The organism is Nocardioides sp. (assembly GCF_035503875.1).
In the GTDB taxonomy this organism is placed as follows: domain Bacteria; phylum Actinomycetota; class Actinomycetes; order Propionibacteriales; family Nocardioidaceae; genus Nocardioides.
The window spans coordinates 38,710-61,133 of the sequence record NZ_DATJTA010000090.1 but is presented as its reverse complement, the minus strand read 5'-3'; the positions used below and the strand labels follow the sequence as shown (position 1 = coordinate 61,133).

At 71.7% G+C, this 22,424-nt stretch carries 23 protein-coding genes; 20 read left to right on the top strand and 3 right to left on the bottom strand.

Features of this window, described 5'->3' with window-relative positions; all coding sequences use genetic code 11:
- Positions 1 to 82: 82 nt before the first annotated feature.
- From prfA to VMF51_RS21625, 4 genes are read left to right on the top strand one after another with little or no spacing between them, the layout of a single operon-like run.
- Entirely contained in the window at positions 83 to 1,156 is a 1,074-nt protein-coding gene (gene prfA / locus VMF51_RS21640) for a peptide chain release factor 1 (RefSeq protein ID WP_325476547.1), read from the top strand.
- Positions 1,153 to 2,019, top strand: a complete 867-nt coding sequence (gene prmC / locus VMF51_RS21635) for a peptide chain release factor N(5)-glutamine methyltransferase (RefSeq protein WP_325476546.1) — start codon at positions 1,153 to 1,155, stop codon at positions 2,017 to 2,019. Before prfA ends, prmC begins: the two co-directional genes overlap by 4 nt.
- Positions 2,020 to 2,035: 16 nt before the next feature.
- The gene (locus VMF51_RS21630; RefSeq protein ID WP_325476545.1) at positions 2,036 to 2,695 is read left to right on the top strand and encodes an L-threonylcarbamoyladenylate synthase; all 660 of its coding nucleotides are present in this window, start codon (positions 2,036 to 2,038) and stop codon (positions 2,693 to 2,695) included.
- A gap of 3 nt (positions 2,696 to 2,698) precedes the next feature.
- Positions 2,699 to 3,853, top strand: coding sequence for an MraY family glycosyltransferase (locus VMF51_RS21625; RefSeq protein ID WP_325476544.1), 1,155 nt, complete (start codon positions 2,699 to 2,701; stop codon positions 3,851 to 3,853).
- A 54-nt stretch (positions 3,854 to 3,907) separates the two neighbouring features.
- Here VMF51_RS21625 and VMF51_RS21620 read toward each other — a convergent pair whose 3' ends face one another.
- The gene (locus VMF51_RS21620) at positions 3,908 to 4,222 is read right to left on the bottom strand and encodes a hypothetical protein (RefSeq protein ID WP_325476543.1); all 315 of its coding nucleotides are present in this window, start codon (positions 4,220 to 4,222) and stop codon (positions 3,908 to 3,910) included.
- A gap of 264 nt (positions 4,223 to 4,486) precedes the next feature.
- Between VMF51_RS21620 and VMF51_RS21615 the strand changes: the two genes are divergently transcribed.
- The 11 genes from VMF51_RS21615 (at position 4,487) to VMF51_RS21565 (ending at position 12,805) form a co-directional block, all read left to right on the top strand.
- On the top strand, positions 4,487 to 4,930 hold the full coding sequence (locus VMF51_RS21615; protein WP_325476542.1) for a hypothetical protein: 444 nt from the start codon (positions 4,487 to 4,489) through the stop codon (positions 4,928 to 4,930).
- Between the two features lie 30 nt (positions 4,931 to 4,960).
- Positions 4,961 to 5,212: an AtpZ/AtpI family protein gene (locus VMF51_RS21610; RefSeq protein WP_325476541.1), complete on the top strand. Its 252-nt coding sequence runs from the start codon at positions 4,961 to 4,963 to the stop codon at positions 5,210 to 5,212.
- A gap of 28 nt (positions 5,213 to 5,240) precedes the next feature.
- Complete coding sequence (gene atpB, locus VMF51_RS21605) at positions 5,241 to 6,077, top strand: F0F1 ATP synthase subunit A (RefSeq protein WP_325476540.1); 837 nt, start codon at positions 5,241 to 5,243, stop codon at positions 6,075 to 6,077.
- Between the two features lie 80 nt (positions 6,078 to 6,157).
- Positions 6,158 to 6,346 carry an ATP synthase F0 subunit C gene (gene atpE / locus VMF51_RS21600; RefSeq protein WP_414689493.1) on the top strand — a complete coding sequence of 63 codons (189 nt, stop codon included), beginning with the start codon at positions 6,158 to 6,160 and terminating at the stop codon, positions 6,344 to 6,346.
- Positions 6,347 to 6,386: 40 nt separating this feature from the next.
- Positions 6,387 to 6,935 carry a F0F1 ATP synthase subunit B gene (locus VMF51_RS21595; protein ID WP_325476539.1) on the top strand — a complete coding sequence of 183 codons (549 nt, stop codon included), beginning with the start codon at positions 6,387 to 6,389 and terminating at the stop codon, positions 6,933 to 6,935.
- The gene (locus tag VMF51_RS21590; protein ID WP_325476538.1) at positions 6,935 to 7,747 is read left to right on the top strand and encodes a F0F1 ATP synthase subunit delta; all 813 of its coding nucleotides are present in this window, start codon (positions 6,935 to 6,937) and stop codon (positions 7,745 to 7,747) included. The genes VMF51_RS21595 and VMF51_RS21590 overlap by 1 nt, the downstream gene beginning before the upstream one ends.
- Before the next feature lie 47 nt (positions 7,748 to 7,794).
- Positions 7,795 to 9,432 (top strand): F0F1 ATP synthase subunit alpha, encoded by a 1,638-nt coding sequence (gene atpA, locus VMF51_RS21585; protein WP_325476537.1) that lies wholly within the window; start codon positions 7,795 to 7,797, stop codon positions 9,430 to 9,432.
- A gap of 3 nt (positions 9,433 to 9,435) precedes the next feature.
- Positions 9,436 to 10,350 carry a F0F1 ATP synthase subunit gamma gene (locus tag VMF51_RS21580; protein ID WP_325476536.1) on the top strand — a complete coding sequence of 305 codons (915 nt, stop codon included), beginning with the start codon at positions 9,436 to 9,438 and terminating at the stop codon, positions 10,348 to 10,350.
- Positions 10,343 to 11,812, top strand: a complete 1,470-nt coding sequence (gene atpD, locus VMF51_RS21575) for a F0F1 ATP synthase subunit beta (protein ID WP_414689492.1) — start codon at positions 10,343 to 10,345, stop codon at positions 11,810 to 11,812. The genes VMF51_RS21580 and atpD overlap by 8 nt, the downstream gene beginning before the upstream one ends.
- Positions 11,812 to 12,222 carry a F0F1 ATP synthase subunit epsilon gene (locus VMF51_RS21570; RefSeq protein ID WP_325476534.1) on the top strand — a complete coding sequence of 137 codons (411 nt, stop codon included), beginning with the start codon at positions 11,812 to 11,814 and terminating at the stop codon, positions 12,220 to 12,222. The genes atpD and VMF51_RS21570 overlap by 1 nt, the downstream gene beginning before the upstream one ends.
- A 133-nt stretch (positions 12,223 to 12,355) precedes the next feature.
- The gene (locus tag VMF51_RS21565; RefSeq protein WP_325476533.1) at positions 12,356 to 12,805 is read left to right on the top strand and encodes a DUF2550 domain-containing protein; all 450 of its coding nucleotides are present in this window, start codon (positions 12,356 to 12,358) and stop codon (positions 12,803 to 12,805) included.
- A gap of 20 nt (positions 12,806 to 12,825) precedes the next feature.
- Here VMF51_RS21565 and VMF51_RS21560 read toward each other — a convergent pair whose 3' ends face one another.
- The gene (locus VMF51_RS21560; protein WP_325476532.1) at positions 12,826 to 14,205 is read right to left on the bottom strand and encodes an FAD-binding oxidoreductase; all 1,380 of its coding nucleotides are present in this window, start codon (positions 14,203 to 14,205) and stop codon (positions 12,826 to 12,828) included.
- 150 nt (positions 14,206 to 14,355) lie between these two features.
- Here VMF51_RS21560 and VMF51_RS21555 point away from each other — a divergent pair, with 150 nt between their 5' ends.
- Genes VMF51_RS21555 through VMF51_RS21545 form a run of 3 tightly spaced genes read left to right on the top strand, consistent with a single transcriptional unit; the run spans position 14,356 to position 19,166 of the window.
- The gene (locus VMF51_RS21555; RefSeq protein WP_325476531.1) at positions 14,356 to 17,688 is read left to right on the top strand and encodes a BTAD domain-containing putative transcriptional regulator; all 3,333 of its coding nucleotides are present in this window, start codon (positions 14,356 to 14,358) and stop codon (positions 17,686 to 17,688) included.
- A gap of 13 nt (positions 17,689 to 17,701) precedes the next feature.
- Entirely contained in the window at positions 17,702 to 18,877 is a 1,176-nt protein-coding gene (locus VMF51_RS21550) for an MFS transporter (protein ID WP_325476530.1), read from the top strand.
- Positions 18,878 to 18,881: 4 nt separating this feature from the next.
- On the top strand, positions 18,882 to 19,166 hold the full coding sequence (locus tag VMF51_RS21545; protein ID WP_325476529.1) for a SelT/SelW/SelH family protein: 285 nt from the start codon (positions 18,882 to 18,884) through the stop codon (positions 19,164 to 19,166).
- Here VMF51_RS21545 and VMF51_RS21540 read toward each other — a convergent pair.
- The gene (locus VMF51_RS21540) at positions 19,163 to 19,735 is read right to left on the bottom strand and encodes a cob(I)yrinic acid a,c-diamide adenosyltransferase (protein WP_325476528.1); all 573 of its coding nucleotides are present in this window, start codon (positions 19,733 to 19,735) and stop codon (positions 19,163 to 19,165) included. The two genes, VMF51_RS21545 and VMF51_RS21540, sit on opposite strands and share 4 nt — an antisense overlap.
- A gap of 139 nt (positions 19,736 to 19,874) precedes the next feature.
- Here VMF51_RS21540 and VMF51_RS21535 point away from each other — a divergent pair, with 139 nt between their 5' ends.
- Together VMF51_RS21535 and VMF51_RS21530 are read left to right on the top strand one after the other, a co-directional pair.
- A complete protein-coding gene (locus tag VMF51_RS21535) occupies positions 19,875 to 20,183 on the top strand; it encodes an STAS domain-containing protein (RefSeq protein ID WP_325476527.1) in 309 nt (102 codons plus the stop codon).
- A gap of 228 nt (positions 20,184 to 20,411) precedes the next feature.
- Positions 20,412 to 22,424 carry a protein meaA gene (locus VMF51_RS21530; protein ID WP_325476526.1) on the top strand — a complete coding sequence of 671 codons (2,013 nt, stop codon included), beginning with the start codon at positions 20,412 to 20,414 and terminating at the stop codon, positions 22,422 to 22,424.

The window sequence follows — 22,424 nt, the reverse complement described above, 5'->3', positions numbered from 1 at the left end:
AGGGACCGGCGCTCGTCATTTCACGGCCCCTGACCGCCCTCGCGCGGCCGGGACCCGGGTCCGCACGAGGAGGAGACGCACGATGTTCGAGGCCGTCGAAGGCATGCTCACGGAGCACCGCGACCTGGAGGAGCGGCTCGGGGCACCGGAGACGCACGCGGACCCGCGCCTGGCCAAGCAGCTCAACCAGCGTTACGCCGCGCTCTCCTCGATCATCGGGGCCTGGCGCGAGTGGCAGCAGCTCGGCGACGACGTCGAGGCGGCCCGGGAGCTGGCCGGCGAGGACCCGGCCTTCGCCGAGGAGGCCGAGTCGCTGCAGGCCCGGCGCCACGACGCCGAGGAGCGGCTGCGCCGGCTGCTGGTGCCGCGCGACCCCGCGGACGACAAGGACGCCATCCTCGAGGTGAAGTCGGGGGAGGGCGGCGAGGAGTCGGCGCTGTTCGCCGGCGACCTGCTCCGCATGTACACCCGGTACGCCGAGGCCCGCGGCTGGCGGACCGAGATCCTCGACGCCACCGAGTCGGACCTGGGCGGCTACAAGTCGGTCACCGTCGCGGTGAAGGCCAAGGGCACGCCCGAGCCGGGCGAGGCGCCGTACGCGCTGCTGAAGTTCGAGGGCGGGGTGCACCGCGTGCAGCGGGTGCCGGTGACCGAGTCCCAGGGCCGGGTCCACACCAGCGCGGCCGGTGTCCTCGTCATGCCGGAGGCCGAGCAGGTCGACGTGGAGATCAACGACAACGACCTGCGCATCGACGTCTACCGCTCCAGCGGACCGGGAGGCCAGAGCGTCAACACGACCGACTCGGCCGTCCGGATCACGCACGTCCCCACCGGGATCGTCGCGAGCTGCCAGAACGAGAAGAGCCAGCTGCAGAACAAGGAGCAGGCGATGCGCATCCTGCGGGCCCGGCTGCTCGCGGCCGCCCAGGAGGCCGCCGACGCCGAGGCCAGCGACGCCCGGCGCAGCCAGGTGCGCACGGTGGACCGCTCGGAGCGGATCCGCACCTACAACTTCCCGGAGAACCGGATCTCCGACCACCGCACCGGCTACAAGGCCTACAACCTCGACCAGGTCCTCGACGGTGACCTGCAGCCGGTCCTCGGCTCCTGCGTGGAGGCCGATCTCGCCGCTCAGCTGGAAGCCCTCGAGCAGTGACCGGGCCCGCGACGGCCCGCGAGCTGCTCCGCGCCGCGACCGCCCGGCTCGCCGATGCCGGCGTCGACAGCCCCGAGGTCGACGCCGCGACGCTCCTGGCCCACGTCCTCGGCACCGAGCGGTCCCGCCTGTTCCTGGTCGAGGCGGTGGCGCCCAGCGCGAGCGCCGAGTACGACGCGCTGCTGACCCGCCGCGCGGCGCGTGAGCCGCTGCAGCACCTGACCGGGGTGGCGTGGTTCCGCCACGTGGAGCTGCAGGTCGGGCCGGGTGTGTTCGTGCCGCGCCCGGAGACCGAGCTGCTCGCCGGCTGGGCGATCGAGCAGGCGCGCGCCGTGGCCACCGCCACCGGGGAGCCCCCCGTCGTGGTCGACCTGTGCACCGGCTCGGGCGCCGTGGCGAGGTCCGTCGTCGACGAGGTGCCCGGTGCCCGCGTGCACGCGGTCGAGCTCGACCCCGACGCCCACGCCTGGGCGGAGCGCAACCTGGCCGGGACGGACGTGGACCTGCGGCACGGCGACATGGCGACGGCGTTCGACGACCTGGCCGGGACGGTCGACGTGGTCGTCTGCAACCCGCCGTACATCCCGCTGGACGCCTGGGAGTCGGTCGCGGCCGAGGCCCGTGACCACGACCCCCATCTGGCGCTCTTCTCCGGTGACGACGGTCTCGACGCGATCCGCGTCCTGGAGCAGCGGGCCGCGTTGCTCCTGCGGCCCGGGGGAGTGGTGGGCGCCGAGCACGCCGACGCGCAGGGCGAGGTCGCGCCGGCCGTCTTCGTGGCCTCCGGACGCTGGCGCGACGTACGCGACCACGAGGACCTGGCAGGTCGGCCGCGGTTCCTGACCGCGCGGCTGGCACGATGAGCCCCGTGATGCTGCCGTGACCGAGCGCTACCCGACCTCGTCCGACGACGAGCGCGAGGCCGCCGTCGAGGCCGCCGCCCTGGCGGTCCAGCGTGGTGAGCTCGTCGTGCTCCCGACCGACACGGTGTACGGGATCGGGGCCGACGCCTTCGACCCGGCCGCCGTGCGCGCCCTGCTCTCGGCCAAGGGCCGGGGCCGCGAGATGCCGCCGCCGGTGCTGGTCAGCTCGGCCACGACCCTCGACGCCCTCGCGACCAGGGTCCCCGACTACGCCCGCACCCTGGTCGAGGCGTTCTGGCCGGGACCGCTGACCCTGGTCTGCCACCAGCAGACCTCGCTGCGCTGGGACATCGGCGACACCCGCGGGACCGTGGCGGTCCGGATGCCCGACCACCAGGTCGCCCTGGAGATCCTCGAACGCACCGGCCCGCTGGCGGTCAGCTCTGCCAACCGGACCGGCCTGCCGGCGGCCACCGACGCCGACCAGGCCACCGAGATGCTCGGCGACGCCGTCGCGGTGGTGGTCGACGACGGGGTCTCGCCCGGCGGTGAGGCCTCCACGATCGTGGACTGCACCGGCGCCCGGGGGCGCATCCTGCGGCGCGGCGCGATCGACGTCTCGACCCTCAACGCGGCCCTGGAGTCGCTCGGCGCCACCCTGACGGACGAGGGGTAGCGGTTGCGGGAGTACGTCCTCGTCTTCCTCGTCGCCGCGGCGGTCACCTTCCTGCTGACCGTGGTGGCGCGGGAGATCGCGCTGCGCACCGGCGCGGTCGCCCAGGTGCGCGACCGCGACGTCCACGACGAGCCGATCCCGTACCTCGGGGGCCTGGCCATGCTGGGCGGCCTGGTCGCGGCGTACCTCGTGGCGCGCGAGCTGCCGTTCCTGTCGCAGGGGAGTGGGCCGTTCGTCTTCCGCGACGCCGGCGTCGTGCTGATCGCAGGCGCCCTGATCTGTGCGGTGGGGGTTCTCGACGACCTCTTCGAGCTCGACGCGCTCACCAAGCTCGGCGGTCAGGTGCTCGCCGCGGCGTTCCTGATCGGCTTCCAGATCCAGTACGTCTTCATCCCGTGGACCGACGGTCAGCAGATCACCATCGACCAGGCGCAGGGGGCACTGCTCACCGGGTTCGTGGTCGTCGCCACCGTCAACGCCGTGAACTTCGTCGACGGTCTCGACGGCCTCGCCGCGGGCGTGGTCGGCATCGGGGCGATCGCCTTCTTCGTCTTCAGCTACGAGCTGACCCGCCTCAACAGCGCCGACCGGGCGACCACGGCGGCCCTGCTGAGCGTGTCGCTCGCGGGCGCCTGCGCCGGGTTCCTGGTGCACAACTTCCACCCCGCCCGGCTGTTCATGGGCGACAGCGGTTCGATGCTGATCGGTCTGGTGCTCTCGGCCAGCGCGATCACGCTGACCGGCCAGTTCTCCGGCTCCGAGCTCACCCAGGGCGGTTCCGGGGCGACGGCCAGCCTGCTGCCGACGCTGCTCCCACTCCTCTTGCCCGTCTCGATCCTGCTGGTGCCGATGCTGGACCTGGTGATGGCCGTGGTCCGCCGTACGAGGGCCGGACGCTCGCCGTTCGCCCCCGACAAGCAGCACCTGCACCACCGGCTGCTGGAGATCGGGCACTCCCAGCGGCGGGCGGTGGCGATCATGTGGCTGTGGGCGGCCCTGATCGCCTTCGGCACGGTGCTCGCCAGCCTGTACGAGGGGACCGCCATGTGGGTCTCCCTGGGGGCGATGGCCGCGCTCACGATCATCCTGACCTTCGCGCTGCCCGTCCTGCACAAGCCGAAGGTGCTCGAGGCCCTGGACGAGTCACCGGAGGGCTGAGTGGCGACAGGGAGGCGCCGAGCGGCGCCTCCCTGCCTCATGAGCGGATCTCGCTCAGCACATCACCGTCTTGTCGTAGCTGGCGAAGGCGCTGGGCGCCCGCCAGCTGTTCGACTTGCCCGCCGCGATGGTGACGCAGCCGCCGTCGTTGCCGGCGGCCCAGATCACGCGGACGCGCTTGCTGGTGCTGCAGCTGTTCGTGACCTTCGCGATCTCCTTCGAGATGATGTCGTCGTTCTCGCTGATCTTGGTCTTGACGCAGGTCGGCGGCTTGTCCCCGGCGGCCGCGTGAGCCGCCGGCATGGCGGTCAGGCTGCCGGTCACGACGACTGCTGCGAACAGGGTCTTGCACACGTTCGAACGGAGCACGTGTCATTCCTTCGTGGTCATTGGCCGACCCGATGCCGGCCAAGGGCCGCGAACGTTGCCTTTCGGACATCGCAAAGTCAAGGACATCTTGACGGAGTTCCGGGCCGTGTCGTCGTACCCGGTTTCGATCGCCTCGGGACTTTGTGATAGTTTTCACGAGCGCCGACGCCGGTGCATCACGACACCGCACACCCTCATGGACGGGCCGCCGAAATGACGACCGAGTCGCAGTCAGACCCTCGCGCCAGGGGGACGCTCGTCCTCGTGGGCGCGGCGGCGGCCGGTCTGACCTTCGGTCTCGCGGCGGCACTCGCGGGTGGGCTCGTGGTCGGCTCGAGCGCCGCCTACGCCGCCCTCGCGGGGACGCTCCTGGTGCTCGCGGTCCTCGGCTTCGGCTCGACGGTGGTCAACACCGTGGCCGGCCTGATGCCCGCCGCGTCGCTCATGGTCGCACTGCTGACCTACGTGCTCCAGGTCGTGCTGATGGGCCTGGTGTTCGCCGCGCTCTCGGGGTCGGGGCTGCTCGACGACACCCTCGACCGGGAGTGGCTGGCAGGCGTGGTGATCGGAGGGACGTTCGTGTGGCTCGCGGCCCAGGTCGTCCTCGCCACCACGATCCGGATTCCCGTCTACGACCTGCCGGTGGAGGACTCCACGGATCCGGTCGTCAGTGCCGCCGGACCCCGCACCGAGGCGGGTGATCGGTGATGATCGCCGGCTGCTATTGTCCCGTTCGCGATGGCTCCGCACGAACCCCCCGCAGGGCAACGCGACCCCAACCGGCACCGAGGCGACCCCTGGAACGCCTTCGGGTACCTCGTCTCCGGCGTGTTCCTGTACGGCCTGATCGGCTGGGGACTCGATCGCTGGCTGGGGACGTCGTTCCTGGTGGCGATCGGCGTCATCGCCGGTGCCGCACTCGGCACGTACCAGACCTACAAGCGCTTCCAGATCCCGGACGACGATCCGCAGGACGAGGACAAGCAGTGACCCCAGCAGCGAAGACACAGGAGACACGTTGAGCGCCATCGGCAGCGTCAGCATCCGCAGCGAAGGCGGAGAAAGCTTCCACGCCCCCGGTCCTGCGGACTTCGACCTCCCCGCCATCGGCGGCGGTCACGACACGTTCACGATGTTCGGACAGGACTTCGTCGCGGGCTTCACCAAGCCGATGCTGCAGATCATCGTCTCGGCGCTGGTCATCTTCGTCTTCTTCTACATCGCCTCGCGCAAGCGGGCCATGGTGCCGGGCAAGCTGCAGTTCGTCGGCGAGGAGGCCTACGGCTTCGCCCGCAACTCGCTGGGCCGCGACATCATCGGCAGCCACGACTTCGCCCGGTTCGTCCCGTACCTGTTCACGCTGTTCTTCTTCATCCTGCTGAACAACCTCTTCGCGACGATCCCCTTCATCCAGTTCCCGACGTTCTCGCGCTCGGGCATGGTGTACGGGCTCGCGATCCTGAGCTGGGTCATCTACAACGCGGTCGGCATCCGGAAGCACGGCTTCGTCGGCTACCTCAAGCTCCAGTGCGTCCCGGCCGGCATCGGCGGGCCGATGCTCCTGCTGCTGATCCCGCTGGAGTTCATGTCGAACATCCTGGTCCGGCCGGTCACGCTGGCGCTGCGACTCTTCTGCAACATGTTCGCCGGCCACCTGCTGCTGATCCTGTTCGCCCTCGGCGGCGAGTACCTCATCGTCGAGATGGGCGGCGCCTACGCCCCGGTCGGCGTGCTGGCCTGGGTCCTGTTCATCCTCGTCGCCTTCCTGGAGATCCTGATCCAGTTCCTCCAGGCCTACGTCTTCGTCCTCCTGAACGCCATGTACATCCAGGGCGCGCTCGCGGACGAGCACTGAGCTCCACCGCAACACCCCTCTGAAGTAGAAACAACCGAAAGGAAAACGCCGTGGACGGCACCCTGAACGGCTCGCTCAACATGATCGGCTACGGCCTCGCGGCCATCGGCCCGGGCATCGGCATCGGCCTGATCTTCGCCGCCTACATCAGCGGCGTCGCGCGTCAGCCGGAGGCCCAGAGCCGCCTGCAGTCGATCGCCATCCTGGGCTTCGCGCTCGCCGAGGCGCTCGCGATCATCGGTATCGCCCTCGCGTTCGTTCTCAGCTGACGGTCCCGACCGCTGACGTAGGACACCGGAAGGACCTGCCATGCACGCACAACTCGCCCCCCTCGCAGGAGAGCTGAACCCGCTCCTGCCGCACACGGTCGAGATCGTTCTCTCGCTCGTGGTGTTCGGGCTGCTGTTCTTCGCCGTGAAGAAGTTCGTCGCGCCGAAGTTCGAGGAGATCTACACCGAGCGAGCCAAGGCCATCGAAGGCGGCCTGGCCGCTGCCGAGACCAAGCAGGCCGAGGCCGATGCCAAGCTCGCCGAGCTCGAGAAGCAGCTCGCCGACGCTCGGCACGAGGCCGCTCGGATCCGCGAGGAGGCTCGGGAGCAGGGCGCCGCCATCGTGGCGGAGATGCGGGAGCAGGCCCAGACGGAGGCAGCCCGGATCGTCGACCACGGCAAGACCCAGATCGAGGCGGAGCGCCAGCAGGCGGTCACCTCGCTGCGGGCCGAGGTCGGCACCCTGGCCACCAACCTCGCCGGCCGGATCGTCGGCGAGAGCCTCGACGACGATGCGCGTCAGGCGCGCGTCGTCGAGCGGTTCCTCGCCGACCTCGAGGCCGGTACGCCCGGGAGCGGGGTCAACTGATGAGCCTGCGCGGTGCCTCGGCCGACGCCCTCGCGGCGCTGACCACTGAGCTGGAGAGCGTGCTCTCCGGCCCCGGCTCGTCGGCGTCGACGCTCAGCGAGGAGCTGTTCTCCGTCGCGACGACGCTGCGCTCCGAAGGGGCACTGCGACGGTTCGCGACCGACGGCTCCGTTCCGACGGAGGCCAAGACCGGACTGGTCCAGCAGGTGTTCGGCGGCAAGGTGGAGGGCGGCACGCTCGCCGTCCTCACCACGGCCGTGTCGAGCCGGTGGACCACGGCCCGGGACCTGGCCGACACGCTCGAGCACCTGAGCGTCGTCGCGGCTGTCCGGTCCGCGGGTGGGGACGGAGCGCGGCTCTCCGACGAGCTGTTCTCCTTCGCCCAGGTCGTCACGGCCAGCCCCGAGCTGCGCGACGCGCTCTCGGACCCGGCTCGGACGATCCAGGACAAGAGCGCGCTGCTGCACGGGCTGCTCGACGGCAAGGCCCTCCCGGCCACCGTCTCGCTCGCGGCACGCTCGCTCTCCGGCACCCACCGCACGGTGGTCGCCGCGCTGAACGAGTACCAGAAGATCGCGGCCGAGGTGCACGGACAGGGCGTTGCCACCGTCCGGGTCGCCCGGGAGCTGTCGGACGCGGAGCGGGGGCGCCTCGAGCAGGTGCTCTCGAGCCAGTACGGCCGCCCGGTCCACCTCAACCTCGTCGTCGACCCGAGCGTGCTCGGCGGCATCCGCGTCGAGATCGGCGACGACGTCATCGACGGGACGGTCTCCAGCCGTCTCGACGACGCACGCCGCCGGCTCGTGGGCTGACCCCACACCACCCAGACGTCAGTAGAGACAAGAGAGAAGGCACAACGATGACGGAGCTCTCCATCCGTCCGGAGGAGATCCGCGACGCGCTGCAGAAGTACGTCGCCGACTACCAGCCCGAGGCGGCCAGCAAGGAAGAGGTCGGCACGGTCGCGGAGGCCGGTGACGGCATCGCGCGTATCAGCGGTCTGCCCTCGGCGATGGCGAACGAGCTGCTCGAGTTCGAGGACGGCACGCTGGGCCTGGCCCTGAACCTCGACACCCGCGAGATCGGCGCCGTCGTCCTCGGTGACTTCGACAAGATCGAGGAGGGCCAGACGGTCCGCCGGACCGGCGAGGTGCTCTCCGTGCCCGTCGGCGACGGCTACCTCGGCCGCGTCGTGGACCCGCTCGGCAACGCGATCGACGGCCTCGGCGACATCGAGACCGTCGGGCGCCGCGCGCTCGAGCTCCAGGCGCCCTCGGTGGTGCAGCGCAAGTCGGTGCACGAGCCGCTCGCGACCGGCATCAAGGCGATCGACGCCATGACGCCGATCGGCCGCGGCCAGCGCCAGCTGATCATCGGCGACCGCGCGACCGGCAAGACCACGGTCGCGATCGACACGATCATCAACCAGAAGCAGTACTGGGCGACCGGCGACCCGGACAAGCAGGTCCGCTGCATCTACGTCGCCATCGGTCAGAAGGGCTCGACCATCGCCTCGGTGCGCGGCGCGCTCGAGGAGGCCGGCGCGCTGGAGTACACCACCATCGTCGCCGCCCCCGCGTCGGACTCGGCTGGCTTCAAGTACCTCGCCCCCTACACCGGCTCGGCCATCGGCCAGCACTGGATGTACGAGGGCAAGCACGTCCTGATCGTGTTCGACGACCTGACCAAGCAGGCCGAGGCCTACCGCGCCGTGTCGCTGCTGCTGCGCCGCCCGCCGGGCCGCGAGGCGTACCCGGGTGACGTCTTCTACCTGCACAGCCGGCTCCTCGAGCGTTGCGCCAAGCTCTCCGACGAGATGGGCAAGGGCTCGATGACGGGTCTGCCGATCATCGAGACCAAGGCCAACGACGTCTCGGCGTTCATCCCGACCAACGTCATCTCGATCACCGACGGCCAGATCTTCCTGCAGTCGGACCTGTTCGCGGCCAACCAGCGCCCGGCGATCGACGTCGGTGTGTCGGTCTCCCGCGTGGGTGGCTCGGCGATGACCAAGGCGATGAAGGCCGTCACCGGCTCGCTGAAGGTCGACCTGGCGCAGTTCCGCGCGATGGAGGCGTTCGCGATGTTCGCCTCCGACCTCGACGCGGCCTCGCGCCAGCAGCTCGACCGCGGCCAGCGCCTGATGGCGCTGCTGAAGCAGCCCGCGTACTCGCCGTACCCCGTCGAGGAGATGACCGTCTCCCTGTGGGTCGGCACCACCGGCCGGCTCGACAAGGTCCCGGTCGAGGACGTGCTCCGCTTCGAGAACGAGTTCCTCGACTACCTGCGCCGCTCGCACGAGGGCATCCTGTCCGCGATCCGCGAGTCCCTGAAGTTCGACGACGACACCGCGTCGTCGCTCGAGGGTGCCTACGACTCCTTCCTCGACCAGTTCGAGACCTCCGAGGGCGGGTCGATCAAGGTCGGCCACGAGGCCCCCGCCGAGGCGCTGGAGGACGAGGACCAGGAGCAGATCGTCAAGCAGAAGCGGGGCTGAACCATGGCCGTATCGCTGCGTGAGTACCGCGCGCGGATCAAGTCGACGGAGTCGATGAAGAAGATCACGCGCGCCATGGAGCTCATCGCTGCGTCCCGCATCATCAAGGCGCAGCAGCGGGCACAGGCGGCGGCGCCGTACGCCCGTGAGCTGACCCGCGCGGTGTCGGCGGTGGCGACGTTCTCGAACGTCGACCACCCGCTGACCCGCGAGGAGGAGAACCCCAAGCGGGCCGCGGTCCTGATCGTGACCAGCGACCGGGGCCTCGCCGGCGCCTACTCCTCGAGCGTGCTCAAGGAGGCCGAGCGGCTCGCCGAGAAGCTGCGCGGCGAGGGCAAGGAGATCGACTGGTACATCACCGGTCGCAAGGGCGAGGCGTACTTCAAGTTCCGCAACCGCCCGGTCGTCCAGACCTGGACCGGCTTCTCCGACCAGCCGTCGTACGACGTCGCGGCGGAGATCGGGCAGACGCTGATCGACTCCTTCCTCAAGGAGCAGGGCGAGGACGGCGACGTCGACGAGGTGCACCTGGTCTTCACGCGGTTCCGCTCGATGCTGGTCCAGGAGCCGACCGCGGTGCGGCTGCTCCCGCTGGAGGTCGTCGAGGGCGAGGAGAAGCCCGAGGCGCACGAGGTGCTTCCGCTCTACGAGTTCGAGCCGTCCCCGGAGGCGGTGCTGGACGGGCTGCTGCCGCAGTACGTCCAGAGCCGGATCTTCTTCGCACTGCTGCAGGCGGCGGCGTCCGAGCTCGCTGCCCGGCAGAAGGCGATGAAGTCCGCCACGGACAACGCCGAAGAGCTGATCAAGAAGTACACCCGCATCGCCAACCAGGCCCGTCAGGCCGGCATTACCCAGGAAATCAGCGAGATCGTCGGTGGCGTCAACGCGCTCGCCGACTCACAAGCCGGGAGTGAGTGAGAGAGTTATGACTGCCACTGTGGAAGAGACCCAGCAGGCGTCGGCCGGGAGCACCGGCCGGATCGCCCGCGTGACCGGCCCCGTCGTGGACGTGGAGTTCCCGTCCGACGCGATGCCGGACATCTACAACAAGCTCGAGGTCCAGCTCGAGCTCAACGGCGAGAGCAAGACCCTGATCCTCGAGGTCGCGCTGCACATCGGTGACGGCATGGTCCGTGCCATCTCGATGCAGTCGACCGACGGCCTGGTCCGCGGCGCGACGGTCACCGACACCGGCGGCCCGATCACGGTCCCGGTCGGCGACGTCACCAAGGGTCACGTGTTCAACGCGACCGGCGACGTGCTGAACCTCGCGGAGGGCGAGAAGCTCGAGATCAACGAGCGGTGGGGCATCCACCGCAAGGCGCCCGCCTTCGACCAGCTCGAGTCGAAGACCACGATGTTCGAGACCGGCATCAAGGTCATCGACCTGCTGACGCCGTACGTCAACGGCGGCAAGATCGGCCTGTTCGGCGGTGCCGGGGTCGGCAAGACCGTGCTCATCCAGGAGATGATCGCGCGAGTCGCGAAGGACCACGGCGGTGTGTCGGTGTTCGCCGGCGTCGGTGAGCGCACCCGTGAGGGCAACGACCTCATCGCCGAGATGGAGGAGGCCGGCGTTCTCGGCCAGACCGCCCTCGTGTTCGGCCAGATGGACGAGCCGCCGGGCACCCGGCTGCGGGTCGCGCTGTCCGCGCTGACGATGGCGGAGTACTTCCGCGACGTGCAGAACCAGGACGTGCTGCTCTTCATCGACAACATCTTCCGGTTCACCCAGGCCGGCTCCGAGGTCTCGACCCTGCTGGGTCGGATGCCCTCCGCCGTGGGTTACCAGCCCAACCTGGCCGACGAGATGGGTCAGCTCCAGGAGCGGATCACCTCGACGCGAGGCAACTCGATCACCTCGCTGCAGGCGATCTACGTCCCCGCGGACGACTACACCGACCCGGCGCCGGCCACGACCTTCGCCCACCTGGACGCGACGACCGAGCTCTCCCGTGAGATCGCCTCGCTCGGCATCTACCCCGCGGTGGACCCGCTGACGTCGACCTCGCGGATCCTCGACGCCCAGTACATCGGGCAGGAGCACTACGACTGCGCCATCCGGATCAAGCAGATCCTGCAGCGCAACAAGGAGCTCCAGGACATCATCGCCATCCTCGGTGTCGACGAGCTGTCCGAAGAGGACAAGATCATCGTGTCCCGCGCTCGCCGCATCCAGCGGTTCCTGTCGCAGAACACCTACGTCGCCAAGCAGTTCACCGGCATCGAGGGCTCGACGGTCCCGGTCAAGGACACCATCGAGGCGTTCAACAAGATCGCCGACGGTGACTACGACCACGTCGCCGAGCAGGCGTTCTTCATGTGCGGCGGTCTCGACGACGTCGAGGCCAAGTGGGCCGAGATCCAGAAGAACCTCTGATGGCCTCCCAGGAATCCGGCTCTGCCCTGCAGGTGGAGCTCGTCGCGGCGGACCGTACGGTCTGGTCCGGCGAGGCCACCATGGTCATCGCGCGGACGGTCGAGGGCGATGTCGGTGTGCTGCGTGGGCACGCCCCGATGCTGTCCCTGCTGACCGAGGCGGTCGTCGAGATCGCCCAGGTCGACGGCAGTGTCGTCATCGCGACCGTCGACGGTGGGTTCCTCTCGGTCGCGGGTGACCGGGTCTCGATCCTGTCCGAGCGCTCGCTGCTCTCCGACGAGATCAACATCGACGAGGCTCGCGCCGAGCTGGAGGCGGCCCGGGCCGGGGAGATCAACGTCCCCGACGAGCCCGAGCGCCGGATCCGCCTCGCCGAGGCTCAGATCCGGGCGGTCGAGAAGGCCTCCTGAACGAAGTCCCCTGTGTCGAAAGCGGCCGGGTCCGGTGTGCCGGACCCGGCCGCTTCGCGTTGTCACTCGCCCGCTAGGGTGACTCTGCGCGGGGTCGATCGACCGGTTCGCGTCCGGTGGCAAGGGGGACGGAATGCCGGTGTGGCAGTGGCTGCTCGACTCGGCCGTCCTGCTGCTCGTTCTCCTGCTCTGCTACGGCGTCGGCCTCATCGTCCGCCGCCGGGTGCTCTCCCGGCACGGAGGCACCTTCGAGCTCAGCTACCGCGTCGGGTCCACGAGGGCCGGGCGCGGTTGGCTTCTCGGGCTCGGTCGCTACTCGGGGGAGACCCTGGAGTGGTTCCGCATCTTCTCCCTCTCGCCCCGCCCGAAGGCCAGCTGGCTGCGTTCCGAGCTGAGCTTCGACAACCGCCGTACCCCCGAGGGTGCCGAGGAGTTCGCGCTCTACCCCGATCACCTGGTCATCGAGCTCCGGGACCGGGACGGTGAGCTCGAGCTCGCCATGAGCGCCGCCTCGCTGACCGGCTTCCAGGCCTGGCTGGAGGCCCGTCCGCCGGGCACGGACTGGGACCAGCGCCAGGTCTGACGCCAGGTCTGAGGCACGCCCTACTCGACCGGGTGGTTGGCGGCGAACAGGCCGTCGGGGTCGACCACGGCGCGCAGCCGGGTCAGCCGCTCCCAGCGGTCCGCGCCGTACGCCGACCGCGTCGAGACCGGGGTCTCGGCGAAGTTGAGGTAGGCCCGGCCGTTGTCGAACGGCGCGAGCGCCTCGCCGAGCCGCGCCGCGTCGGCGAGACCTCGGGCGGCGGAGTCGGCGTCGACGACCATTGCTCCGGCGAAGGTCAGGAACTGGCCGTCGAGTCCGGCCAGTGCCCCGCCCGTCGGGTCGGGCCGTCCGAGGGCGCCGCCGAGCTGGCGGAGCTCGGCCGCCATCAGCGAGGTCCGGGCGTCCGGGCCGGCCTCGGCCAGGAACGCGTCGACGGCGGCGTCGGGGAAGGAGTGCAGCATCGAGCTGCCCGACACGGCCGGGGCGCCGCCCTCGGGATCCATGTGCAGCCGAACCAGCGACTTCGCCGGGACCCGGCCGAAGGTGTCCACCTCGGGCCGGAGCGCGCGGAGCCCGGCGAGCAGCTCGGTCCCGCGCTCGTCGGAGCCGAGCACGGCCCCGTCGATGACCGCGACCGAACGGCCACGCAGGAACTCGGGCAGCTCGGGGAGCGGGGGCAGCCGCATCGCCCGGAAGGAGGTGGTGACCTCGTCGGGGGCCTCCGGCGCCCACGCGGCCCACTCCCGCAGCACGGGCTCGACGTCCGCGAGGTCCCAGAGCAGGAACCCGGCGTACGCCGTCGAGATGGGGAAGGTGCGGAGCTCGAGCGCGGTGACGACGCCGAAGCTGCCGCCTCCGCCGCGGACCGCCCAGAACAGGTCGGCGTCGTGCTCCGCGTCGACGCGGACCCGGGTCCCGTCGGCGAGGACCATCTCGACGGCCGTGAGGCTGTTGGCGGCGAGGCCGAGCTTGCGCGCGTACCAGCCGATGCCGCCGCCGAGGGTGTAGCCGGCGATGCCGACGTCGGGCGACGAGCCGTGCAGCACGGCCGATCCGTGGGCCGCCGCCGCGTCGACCGCGGGCTCCCAGAGGGTCCCGCCACCCACGCGGACGATGCCGTGGCGCGGGTCGGCCGTGGCTCCGTCCAGTCCGGAGAGGCGGAGCAGGACGACGCCGTCGAGGCCGCGTCCGGCGAGCGGACCGGCGTTGTGGCCGGTCGTCTGCGGGGCGACCCGGAGGCCGGCCGCGGCGGCCGCGCGGACCACCTCGACCACCTCGGCGGCGTCGCGGGGGAGGACGACGGCGGCCGGGCGCTGGTCGACCGCCAGGTTCCAGGCCACCCGGGCGGCGTCGTACCCGGGGTCGCCGGGCAGGTGGACGCGGCCGCCGCAGAGGCCGCGCAGGCTCTCGGCTCCGGTGCGGGTGATGTCGATGGTCATGCTGACTCCGTTGTCTGGGTTGTCGGGGATCGATCGGTGGGTGTGGCCACCATCGCCTCCGCCACTGGGAGCCCGCTGGGAACGGACTGGAGTCCGACCGCGAGGGCAGGTCCGCGCCCCGGGAAGGCCCGGATTCCCTATGCTTCCGGCGTGGAGGTTGGGGTCCTCGGTCCGGTCGAGGCGACGCACGAGGGCTCCCGGATCGACCTCGGCACCCCGAAGCAGCGCGCGCTGGTGGCGGGTCTGGCGCTGGCCCGCGGCCGGGCGGTCTCGGTGGACGGCATCGTGGACCTGCTCTGGGGCGACGAGCCGCCGCCCGGCAGCGTCGCGACCCTGCAGGGCTACATCTCGTCGCTGCGCCGGTCGCTCGAGCCCGACCGGGTCCGCCGGGCACCGGCCACCGTGCTGGTCACCGTCGCTCCGGGCTACGCCCTGCGACTTCCCGAGGACGCGTTCGACGCGGTCCGCTTCGAGCGGGAGGCCGCCGCCGAGCACGGTCGGCTGCAGGAGGTGCCGGTGCTCGCGCGCTCCCCGCTCGACGCCGCCGCGCTCGCCGACGTCGTCTCTGGTCTCGACGCGGCGCTGGCCCGCTGGCGCGGCACGCCGTACGGCGAGCTGAGCGAGGCGCCGGGTGCCGTGGCCGAGCGGCACCGCCTCGAGGAGCTGCGCCTCGTCGCGCTGGAGGACCGCGCCGTCGCCGAGCTGGCGCTCGGTCACCACCGCACGGTCGCCGCGGACCTGGAGGCCCTCACCGACGCCCATCCCCTGCGGGAGCGCCTGTGGTGGCTCCGGGCGCTCGCGCTCACCCGGTCGGGACGGCAGGCGGATGCCCTGGAGACCCTGCGTCGGGTGCGCGAGGTGCTGGACGTCGAGCTGGGGCTGGAGCCGTCGGCCGAGCTGCGGGCGCTGCAGACGGCGGTGCTCCGGCAGGACCCGGACCTGGACTGGCTGGCGCCCGCTGAGTCCGTCGGGCAGCCGGCGGCCGCGGTCGCGACCGCCGAACCACCGCCGCTTCCCCTCGCCGAGGCGGTCGCGCCGTGGCCGATGGTCGGCCGCTCCGACGAGCTGCAGCAGCTGGTGGCGGCGCTCGAGGCGGCGGAGGGCGGACGGGCGCGGTACGCCGTCCTTACCGGCGAGCCCGGCATCGGCAAGTCGCGGCTCGCGGCCGAGCTCGCGGCCCTGGCCAGGACGCGCGGCGCCCGGGTGCTGGTGGGCCAGTGCTCGCAGGACGACGGCGCCCCGCCGCTGTGGCCGTGGCGGACCGTGCTGCAGGCCCTCGGCGCCGACGTTGACCTCGGCGAGGCCGACACCGGCGGCCAGTTCCGCCAGGCCGAGCTCGTGGCCGGCGCCCTGCGCAGCGCGGCCGCGGACGCACCGACGGTCGTGGTCCTGGAGGACCTGCACTGGGCCGACGGCGCCACGCTGCGGGTGCTCCGCCTGGTCGCGGAGACGACCGAGGCGGCCCGGCTCCTCGTGCTCGGCACCTGGCGCGACCACCCCATGCCGACCGGGGCGCTGGCCGACCTGGCCGAGACCCTGGCCCGTCGGCACGCCGTCCGCGTCCAGCTCGGCGGGCTCGACCGGGAGTCGGTCGCGGGGCTCGTGGAGGGCGTGACGTCGGCCCGGCCGTCGGGAGTGCTCGCCGAGCACCTGCGGACGCGCACGGAAGGCAACCCGTTCTTCCTGGTGGAGTACGCCCGGCTCGCGGGGGAGCGGGCCGGCCTGGACGCTCTGCTCGACGAGGAGGGTCCACCGACCGGGATCGGCGAGGTGCTCACCCGCCGGCTGGGCCGGCTGCCCGAGGAGACCCTGGCGCTCCTGCGGATCGCCGCCGTCGTCGGCCGGGCCTTCGACACCCCCACCCTGGCCGCGGCCGCGGGGGTCGACGAGGACGACGTGCTCGATCTCGTCGAGCCCGCCCTCGTCGCCGGCCTGGTGCACGAGGAGGGCGTCGACGAGTTCCGGTTCTCCCACGCGCTCGTCCGCGACACGCTGCGCTCGTCCATGTCCGCCTCCCGGCGAGCCCGGGCGCACGCCCGCGTCGCCGAGGTCCTCGCCACCGCCGTCGGGCGGGAGACCGAGGTGGCGATCCACTGGCGGGCCGCGGGACCGTCGTACGCCCGACGTGCCTGGCAGGCGGCCGTGGACGCGGCGCTGATCGCCCGGGCGCTGCACGCCCACGACGAGGCGGCCGCGCTGCTCACGGACGCCCTCGCCTCGCTGGACGCCGACCCGGAGGCGACGCCGTACGCCCGGTACGCCGTGCTGATGCAGCTCGTCGACGCGTACCGGTGGGCGGCGCTGCTGCCGCAGCTGGTCGCGACCGTCGAGCAGGCCGTGACCGTGGCGCGCGAGATGGGGGACCCGGCGGCCGTCGCGGGGGCCGCGATCGCGCCGACCTTCGGGACGCTGTGGCGCTCGGCCCCCGACGGCCAGGTGAACGACACCGTCGTCAGCGCGCTGCGGACCAGCCTCGTCGGGCTGCCGGAGGGAGACTCGCCGCTGCGCGCGCGGGTGCTGCTCGCCCTGGCCAACGAGCTGCACCACCGCACGTCGTTCCCCGACCGGCGAGCGCTGGTGGACGAGGCGTTCGCCATCGCCCGCCGGCTCGGCGACGAGATGCTCCTGGTGGACGCCTGCCAGGTCGCCTGCGTGTCCCTGTGGGTGGCCCGGACCGCGCCGGAGCGGCTGGGGTGGACCACGGAGTCGATGGCCCTGGCGGCGCGGCTCGGCGAGGAGCGCGCGCATCTGGTCTCGGCCTGCCTGCAGGCCGTGGCCTACAGCGAGCTGGGCCGTCGTACGGAGTTCGACGCGGCCGTCCGCGAGGCGCGCGAGGAGGCGCGCCGGCTGCGCATCGGGTACGGCGAGTCCGTGCTGGACAGCGCGGAGATCCCGTGGCTCGCGATGGCCGGCCGGTTCGAGAGGTGCGCCGAGCGTCTCGACCACCTCGGCGCCACCGCCCGCCAGATCTCCCACGACTTCGCCGACCACGCTGTCGTCAGCGCCACCATCGCCGTCCGGCTGTGGGAGGGCCGCTGTGCCGAGGTGCTCCCGCTGCTCGCCGCCTGGGCGGGGCCGGCCCACGCGGTGCCGGCCGTGGTGACGGCGTTGCTGCTCCGCGCGGGACGCGAGGCGGAGGCCCGCGCGCACCACGCCGAGCACGGCGCGCAGCTGGAGCAGGACACCATCGTGTCCCTCGCCAACGGCTGCTTCGCGGCGGAGGTCGCGCTCGAGCTCGGCGACCGGGAGCTGGCCGTCGCCTGCCGCGAGGTCCTCGATCCGCTGGCCGACATGGCCTGCTCCTTCGGCTCCGACCTCAACGTCGGCCCGGTGCGGGCCTACCTGGCCCTCGCGGCCGCCGCGGCGGGTGACCCCGCCGCCGCCACGTCGTACGCCGACCGCGCGGCCGCGCAGTGCGAGGAGTGGCGGATCCCGCTGGTCGGTCGGTGGCTCGCCGATGTGCGGGCGCGACACGGCTTCTGATGGACTGCCGCGCGTGCCCACCGAGGTGATCTCCGCCCGCAACGCGGCGGGACTGTCCTTCGCGCTCAACGGCCTGCTGTTCGCGACGCTGGTGTCCCGGATCCCGCTCGTACGCGAGCACCTCGACCTCAGCAACGGCGAGCTGGGTCTGCTGCTCCTGGCGATCGCCGCCGGCTCGGTGCTGACCCTGCCGACCATCGGCGCGCTGATCCAGCGCTCCAGCGCGGCGAGCGTGGTCCGGCTGGGCGCGGTCCTCGACGTGTGCGGACTGGTCCTCGCCGCGATCGGAGCGGGCGTCGCGGAGGTGCTGCCGCTGGCGGCCCTGGGCCTGTTCCTGCACGGCGTCGGCGTCGGGATCTGGGACGTCGCGATGAACGTCGAGGCGGCGGAGGTGGAACGCCGCCTCGAGCGGACCGTGATGCCGCGCTTCCACGCGGGCTGGAGCATCGGGTCGATCCTCGGAGCCGGGATCGGGATCCCGATGGCCGCGGCCGACGTACCCCTGCTGGTGCACTTCGGCGTGGTCGCCGCGGTCGCGCTGACGCTGGCCGTCCACGCCTCGCGCTCGTTCCTGCCCGCCGAGCCGGAACGGGACGAGCCGGTCCGGAGTGCCGCCTCGGCGTGGACGGAGCCGCGGACCCTCGCCATCGGGGCGATGGTGCTGGCCTTCGCGCTCGTCGAGGGCACCGCCAACGACTGGCTGGCCCTCGCGCTCATCGACGGGTACGACGCCCGGCACTGGGTCGGCGTCGCCGGCTACGCGCTCTTCGTGTGCGCGATGACGACCGGACGGCTGCTGGGGCCGGTCTTCCTGGACCGCTTCGGCCGGGTGCCGGTGCTGCGGCTGACCGCGGCCACGGCCGGGGTCGGGATCCTGCTGGTGGTCCTCGGCCAGCACCCGCTCGTCGTCGCTGTCGGCATCCTGGCGTGGGGACTCGGCGCCTCGCTGGGCTTCCCCGTGGGCATGAGCGCCGCCGCCGACGACCGCGCGCGTTCCGCCGCCCGGGTCAGCGTCGTCTCGACGATCGGCTACTCGGCGTTCCTCGCCGGGCCGCCGCTCCTCGGCGTCGTCGGCGACCACGTCGGCACGCTGGAGGCGCTGCTCGTCGTCGCGGTCCTGATGCTCCCCGCCGCCCTCAGCGCCTCGGCGGCCCGCCCGGCCCGGCCCCGCGTCGGTGACCGACAATGACGCCATGCCCGCGCCCCGCGTCCTGATCACCTACTGCACCCAGTGCCGGTGGCTGCTGCGCGCGCAGTGGTACGCCGGCGAGCTGCTGACCACCTTCGCCGAGGAGCTGGGGGAGGTGGCCCTCGCGCCGGCGACGGGCGGGATCTTCCGCATCGACGTCGACGGGGAGCCGGTGTGGAACCGCAAGCGTGACGGGGGCTTCCCGGAGATCACCGAGCTGAAGCGCCGGGTGCGCGACCTGGTCGCCCCCGAGAAGTCACTCGGCCACGCCGACCGGGCCGACTCCTAGCGTTCGCCGCCCGGCACCCACAGCACGTCGCCCTGCTCCCGGTTGGCGTGCCGGGCCAGGATGAACAGCAGGTCGGAGAGCCGGTTCAGGTAGGCGATCGCGATCTTGTTCATCGACTCGTGGTGCACCTCGAACGCGGCCCAGGCCGAGCGCTCCGCCCGTCGTACGACCGTGCGCGCGACGTGCAGGTGGGCCGCGGCCGGCGTACCGCCGCTGAGGATGAAGGAGCGCAGCGCGGTCAGGTCCTCGTTGTACCGGTCGCACCAGCCTTCGAGGCGGTCGACGTACTCCTGCTCGATCCGCAGGGGCGGGAACTCCGGGTCGGGGACGACGGGCGTGCAGAAGTCGGCGCCGACGTCGAAGAGGTCGTTCTGCACCCGGGTGAGCACGGCGACCACGTCGTCCTCGATCCCGCCGCTCGCGAGCGCCAGGCCGATCGTCGCGTTGGCCTCGTCGACGTCGGCGTAGGCGTGCAGGCGCAGGTCGTTCTTCGTGGTGGTGCTCATGTCGCCGAGGCGGGTCTCCCCGCCGTCGCCGGTGCGGGTGTAGATCCGGGTGAGGTTGACCATGCGTCGAGGGTATCGACGCCGGTGGTTGAAGAAGTCACCACCGACACGGACGAGAAAGTTGGTCGTCCCCTGCAACCGAATGGGGCTGGCGCGCGTCATTGTGGGTAAAGAACCACCTGTGCACCCGGAAAGGGCGACCATGGAGATCACGACGGACGGCGCCACGCTGGTGCTGTCCGGCGCGTTCGACGTCCGCAGCACGATGGAGGTCCGCAACGCCCTCTACGAGCTGCTCGCCCAGCGCGACGGCGACGTGGTCGTGGACCTGAGCGGCGTCGACACCGTGGACATGACGGCCCTGAAGGTGCTCGCCGTCGCCACCCGCCAGGCCGGCCGGGACGGCCACCGCCTCACGCTGCGCGGCTGCCGCCCCGCCGTACGCCGGATGCTGCACATGACCCGCCTGATCCGGGTCCTCGAGGTCGAGCGCGCTGCCGCCACCGCCTGACGCCGACCCGTCACCTTCTCGGCCTTTTTCGCGGTGTGTCGGAGAACGATCGACGGCTCGGTGAGCGGTACGCCGCGTCCGGTCACCGAACCGTCAATTCCGGCGCGACACACCGCGAAATCACCCGATCAATTGACGGGTCGGCATTCGGGTTGGGTCTTTGTCCATGTCGGATAAGCCACACGATCGACGGTTACCAATCGGTAGCCATCGTCCTACTCTCTCCCCATGACCGAGCAGCCCCGTCCGGAACGCGACCGTCCCTGGGTGATGCGCACCTATGCGGGGCACTCGACGGCAGAGGCGTCCAACGCCCTCTACCGCACCAACCTGGCCAAGGGGCAGACCGGCCTCTCGGTCGCCTTCGACCTCCCGACGCAGACGGGTTACGACCCCGACTCGGCGATGGCGCGCGGGGAGGTCGGGAAGGTCGGCGTACCGGTGCCGCACCTGGGGGAGATGCGCAAGCTCTTCGCCGATATCCCGCTCGGCGAGATGAACACCTCGATGACCATCAACGCGACCGCGATGTGGCTGCTGGCGATGTACCAGGTGGTCGCCGAGGAGCAGTACCCGGACCAGACGCCGGAGGAGGTCGCGGCCACCCTCGCCGGCACGACCCAGAACGACATCATCAAGGAGTACCTCTCCCGCGGGACCTACGTCTTCCCGCCCGAGCACTCCCTGCGGCTGATCGGCGACATGATCGCCTACACGGTCCACCAGATCCCGAAGTGGAACCCGATCAACATCTGCAGCTACCACCTGCAGGAGGCCGGGGCGACGCCCACGCAGGAGCTCGCGTACGCCCTGTGCACCGCGATCGCCGTCCTCGACCAGGTCAAGGCCTCGGGCCAGGTCGACGAGGCCGACTTCGAGAAGGTCGTCGGCCGGATCTCGTTCTTCGTCAACGCCGGCGTCCGGTTCATCGAGGAGACCTGCAAGATGCGGGCCTTCGTCGAGCTCTGGGACGAGATCACCCGGGAGCGGTACGGCGTCCAGGACCCCAAGATGCGCCGCTTCCGGTACGGCGTGCAGGTCAACTCGCTCGGTCTGACCGAGGCCCAGCCGGAGAACAACGTCCAGCGGATCGTGCTGGAGATGCTCGGCGTCACGTTGTCGAAGAACGCCCGCGCGCGGGCGTTGCAGCTGCCGGCCTGGAACGAGGCGCTCGGCCTCCCGCGGCCCTGGGACCAGCAGTGGTCGCTGCGGCTCCAGCAGGTGCTGGCCTTCGAGTCCGACCTGCTGGAGTACGACGACATCTTCGACGGCTCGCACGTCATCGAGGCCAAGGTCGCCGAGCTGGTCGAGGGCGCGAAGGCGGAGATCGACCGGGTCCAGGCGATGGGCGGCGCGATCGCGGCCGTCGAGTCCGGCTACATGAAGCAGGCGCTGGTCTCCAGCCACGCCGCCCGCCGGGCGCGGATCGAGGCCGGCGACGAGATCATCGTCGGCGTCAACAGGTTCGACACCACCGAGCCGAGCCCGCTCACGGCGGACCTGGACGGCGCGATCATGGCCGCCGACCCGGAGGCCGAGCGGACCGCCACCGCCAGCGTCGAGGCCTGGAAGGCCCAGCGCGACGAGGACGAGGTCGCCGCGGCACTGGCCGCGCTGGCCGAGGCCGCCAAGAGCGACGCCAACCTGATGGCCGCCACCCTGGTCGCGGCCCGCGCGGGCGCGACCACGGGGGAGTGGGCGGGCACGCTGCGCGAGGTCTTCGGTGAGTTCCGGGCACCGACCGGCGTCACCGGCGCGGTCGGCGTCGCGGAGGCGGGCGCCGAGCTGAGCGCCGTACGCGACCGGGTGCGCGAGACCGGTGACGAGCTCGGCGGCCGGCTGCGGCTGCTGGTCGGCAAGCCGGGTCTCGACGGGCACAGCAACGGCGCGGAGCAGGTCGCCGTACGCGCTCGGGACGCGGGGTTCGAGGTCGTCTACCAGGGCATCCGGCTGACCCCGGAGCAGATCGTCGCGGCGGCCGTGGCCGAGGACGTGCACTGCGTCGGGCTCTCGATCCTCTCCGGGTCGCACATGGAGCTGGTCCCGGCCGTCCTCGACGGCCTGCGGGACGCGGGCCTCGACGACGTGCCGGTGATCGTCGGCGGGATCATCCCGGACTCCGACGCCCGCCGGCTGCGTGAGGCGGGGGTCGCGGCCGTCTATACGCCCAAGGACTTCGGGCTGACCGAGATCATGGGCGGCATCGTCGACGTCATCCGGGCAGCGAACGGGTTGGACTGA

What these genes read in the sequence shown, in the direction of transcription:
- VMF51_RS21565 (WP_325476533.1), top strand. Translation starts at nt 12,356, where the DNA reads ATGCCGGTGTGGCAGTGGCTGCTCGACTCGGCCGTCCTGCTGCTCGTT.
- VMF51_RS21570 (WP_325476534.1), top strand. Translation starts at nt 11,812, where the DNA reads ATGGCCTCCCAGGAATCCGGCTCTGCCCTGCAGGTGGAGCTCGTCGCG.
- VMF51_RS21610 (WP_325476541.1), top strand. Translation starts at nt 4,961, where the DNA reads ATGGCTCCGCACGAACCCCCCGCAGGGCAACGCGACCCCAACCGGCAC.
- VMF51_RS21580 (WP_325476536.1), top strand. Translation starts at nt 9,436, where the DNA reads ATGGCCGTATCGCTGCGTGAGTACCGCGCGCGGATCAAGTCGACGGAG.
- VMF51_RS21560 (WP_325476532.1), bottom strand. Translation starts at nt 14,205, where the DNA reads ATGACCATCGACATCACCCGCACCGGAGCCGAGAGCCTGCGCGGCCTC.
- VMF51_RS21595 (WP_325476539.1), top strand. Translation starts at nt 6,387, where the DNA reads ATGCACGCACAACTCGCCCCCCTCGCAGGAGAGCTGAACCCGCTCCTG.
- VMF51_RS21535 (WP_325476527.1), top strand. Translation starts at nt 19,875, where the DNA reads ATGGAGATCACGACGGACGGCGCCACGCTGGTGCTGTCCGGCGCGTTC.
- atpE (WP_414689493.1), top strand. Translation starts at nt 6,158, where the DNA reads ATGATCGGCTACGGCCTCGCGGCCATCGGCCCGGGCATCGGCATCGGC.
- VMF51_RS21540 (WP_325476528.1), bottom strand. Translation starts at nt 19,735, where the DNA reads ATGGTCAACCTCACCCGGATCTACACCCGCACCGGCGACGGCGGGGAG.
- VMF51_RS21545 (WP_325476529.1), top strand. Translation starts at nt 18,882, where the DNA reads ATGCCCGCGCCCCGCGTCCTGATCACCTACTGCACCCAGTGCCGGTGG.
- prfA (WP_325476547.1), top strand. Translation starts at nt 83, where the DNA reads ATGTTCGAGGCCGTCGAAGGCATGCTCACGGAGCACCGCGACCTGGAG.
- atpA (WP_325476537.1), top strand. Translation starts at nt 7,795, where the DNA reads ATGACGGAGCTCTCCATCCGTCCGGAGGAGATCCGCGACGCGCTGCAG.
- VMF51_RS21590 (WP_325476538.1), top strand. Translation starts at nt 6,935, where the DNA reads ATGAGCCTGCGCGGTGCCTCGGCCGACGCCCTCGCGGCGCTGACCACT.
- VMF51_RS21530 (WP_325476526.1), top strand. Translation starts at nt 20,412, where the DNA reads ATGACCGAGCAGCCCCGTCCGGAACGCGACCGTCCCTGGGTGATGCGC.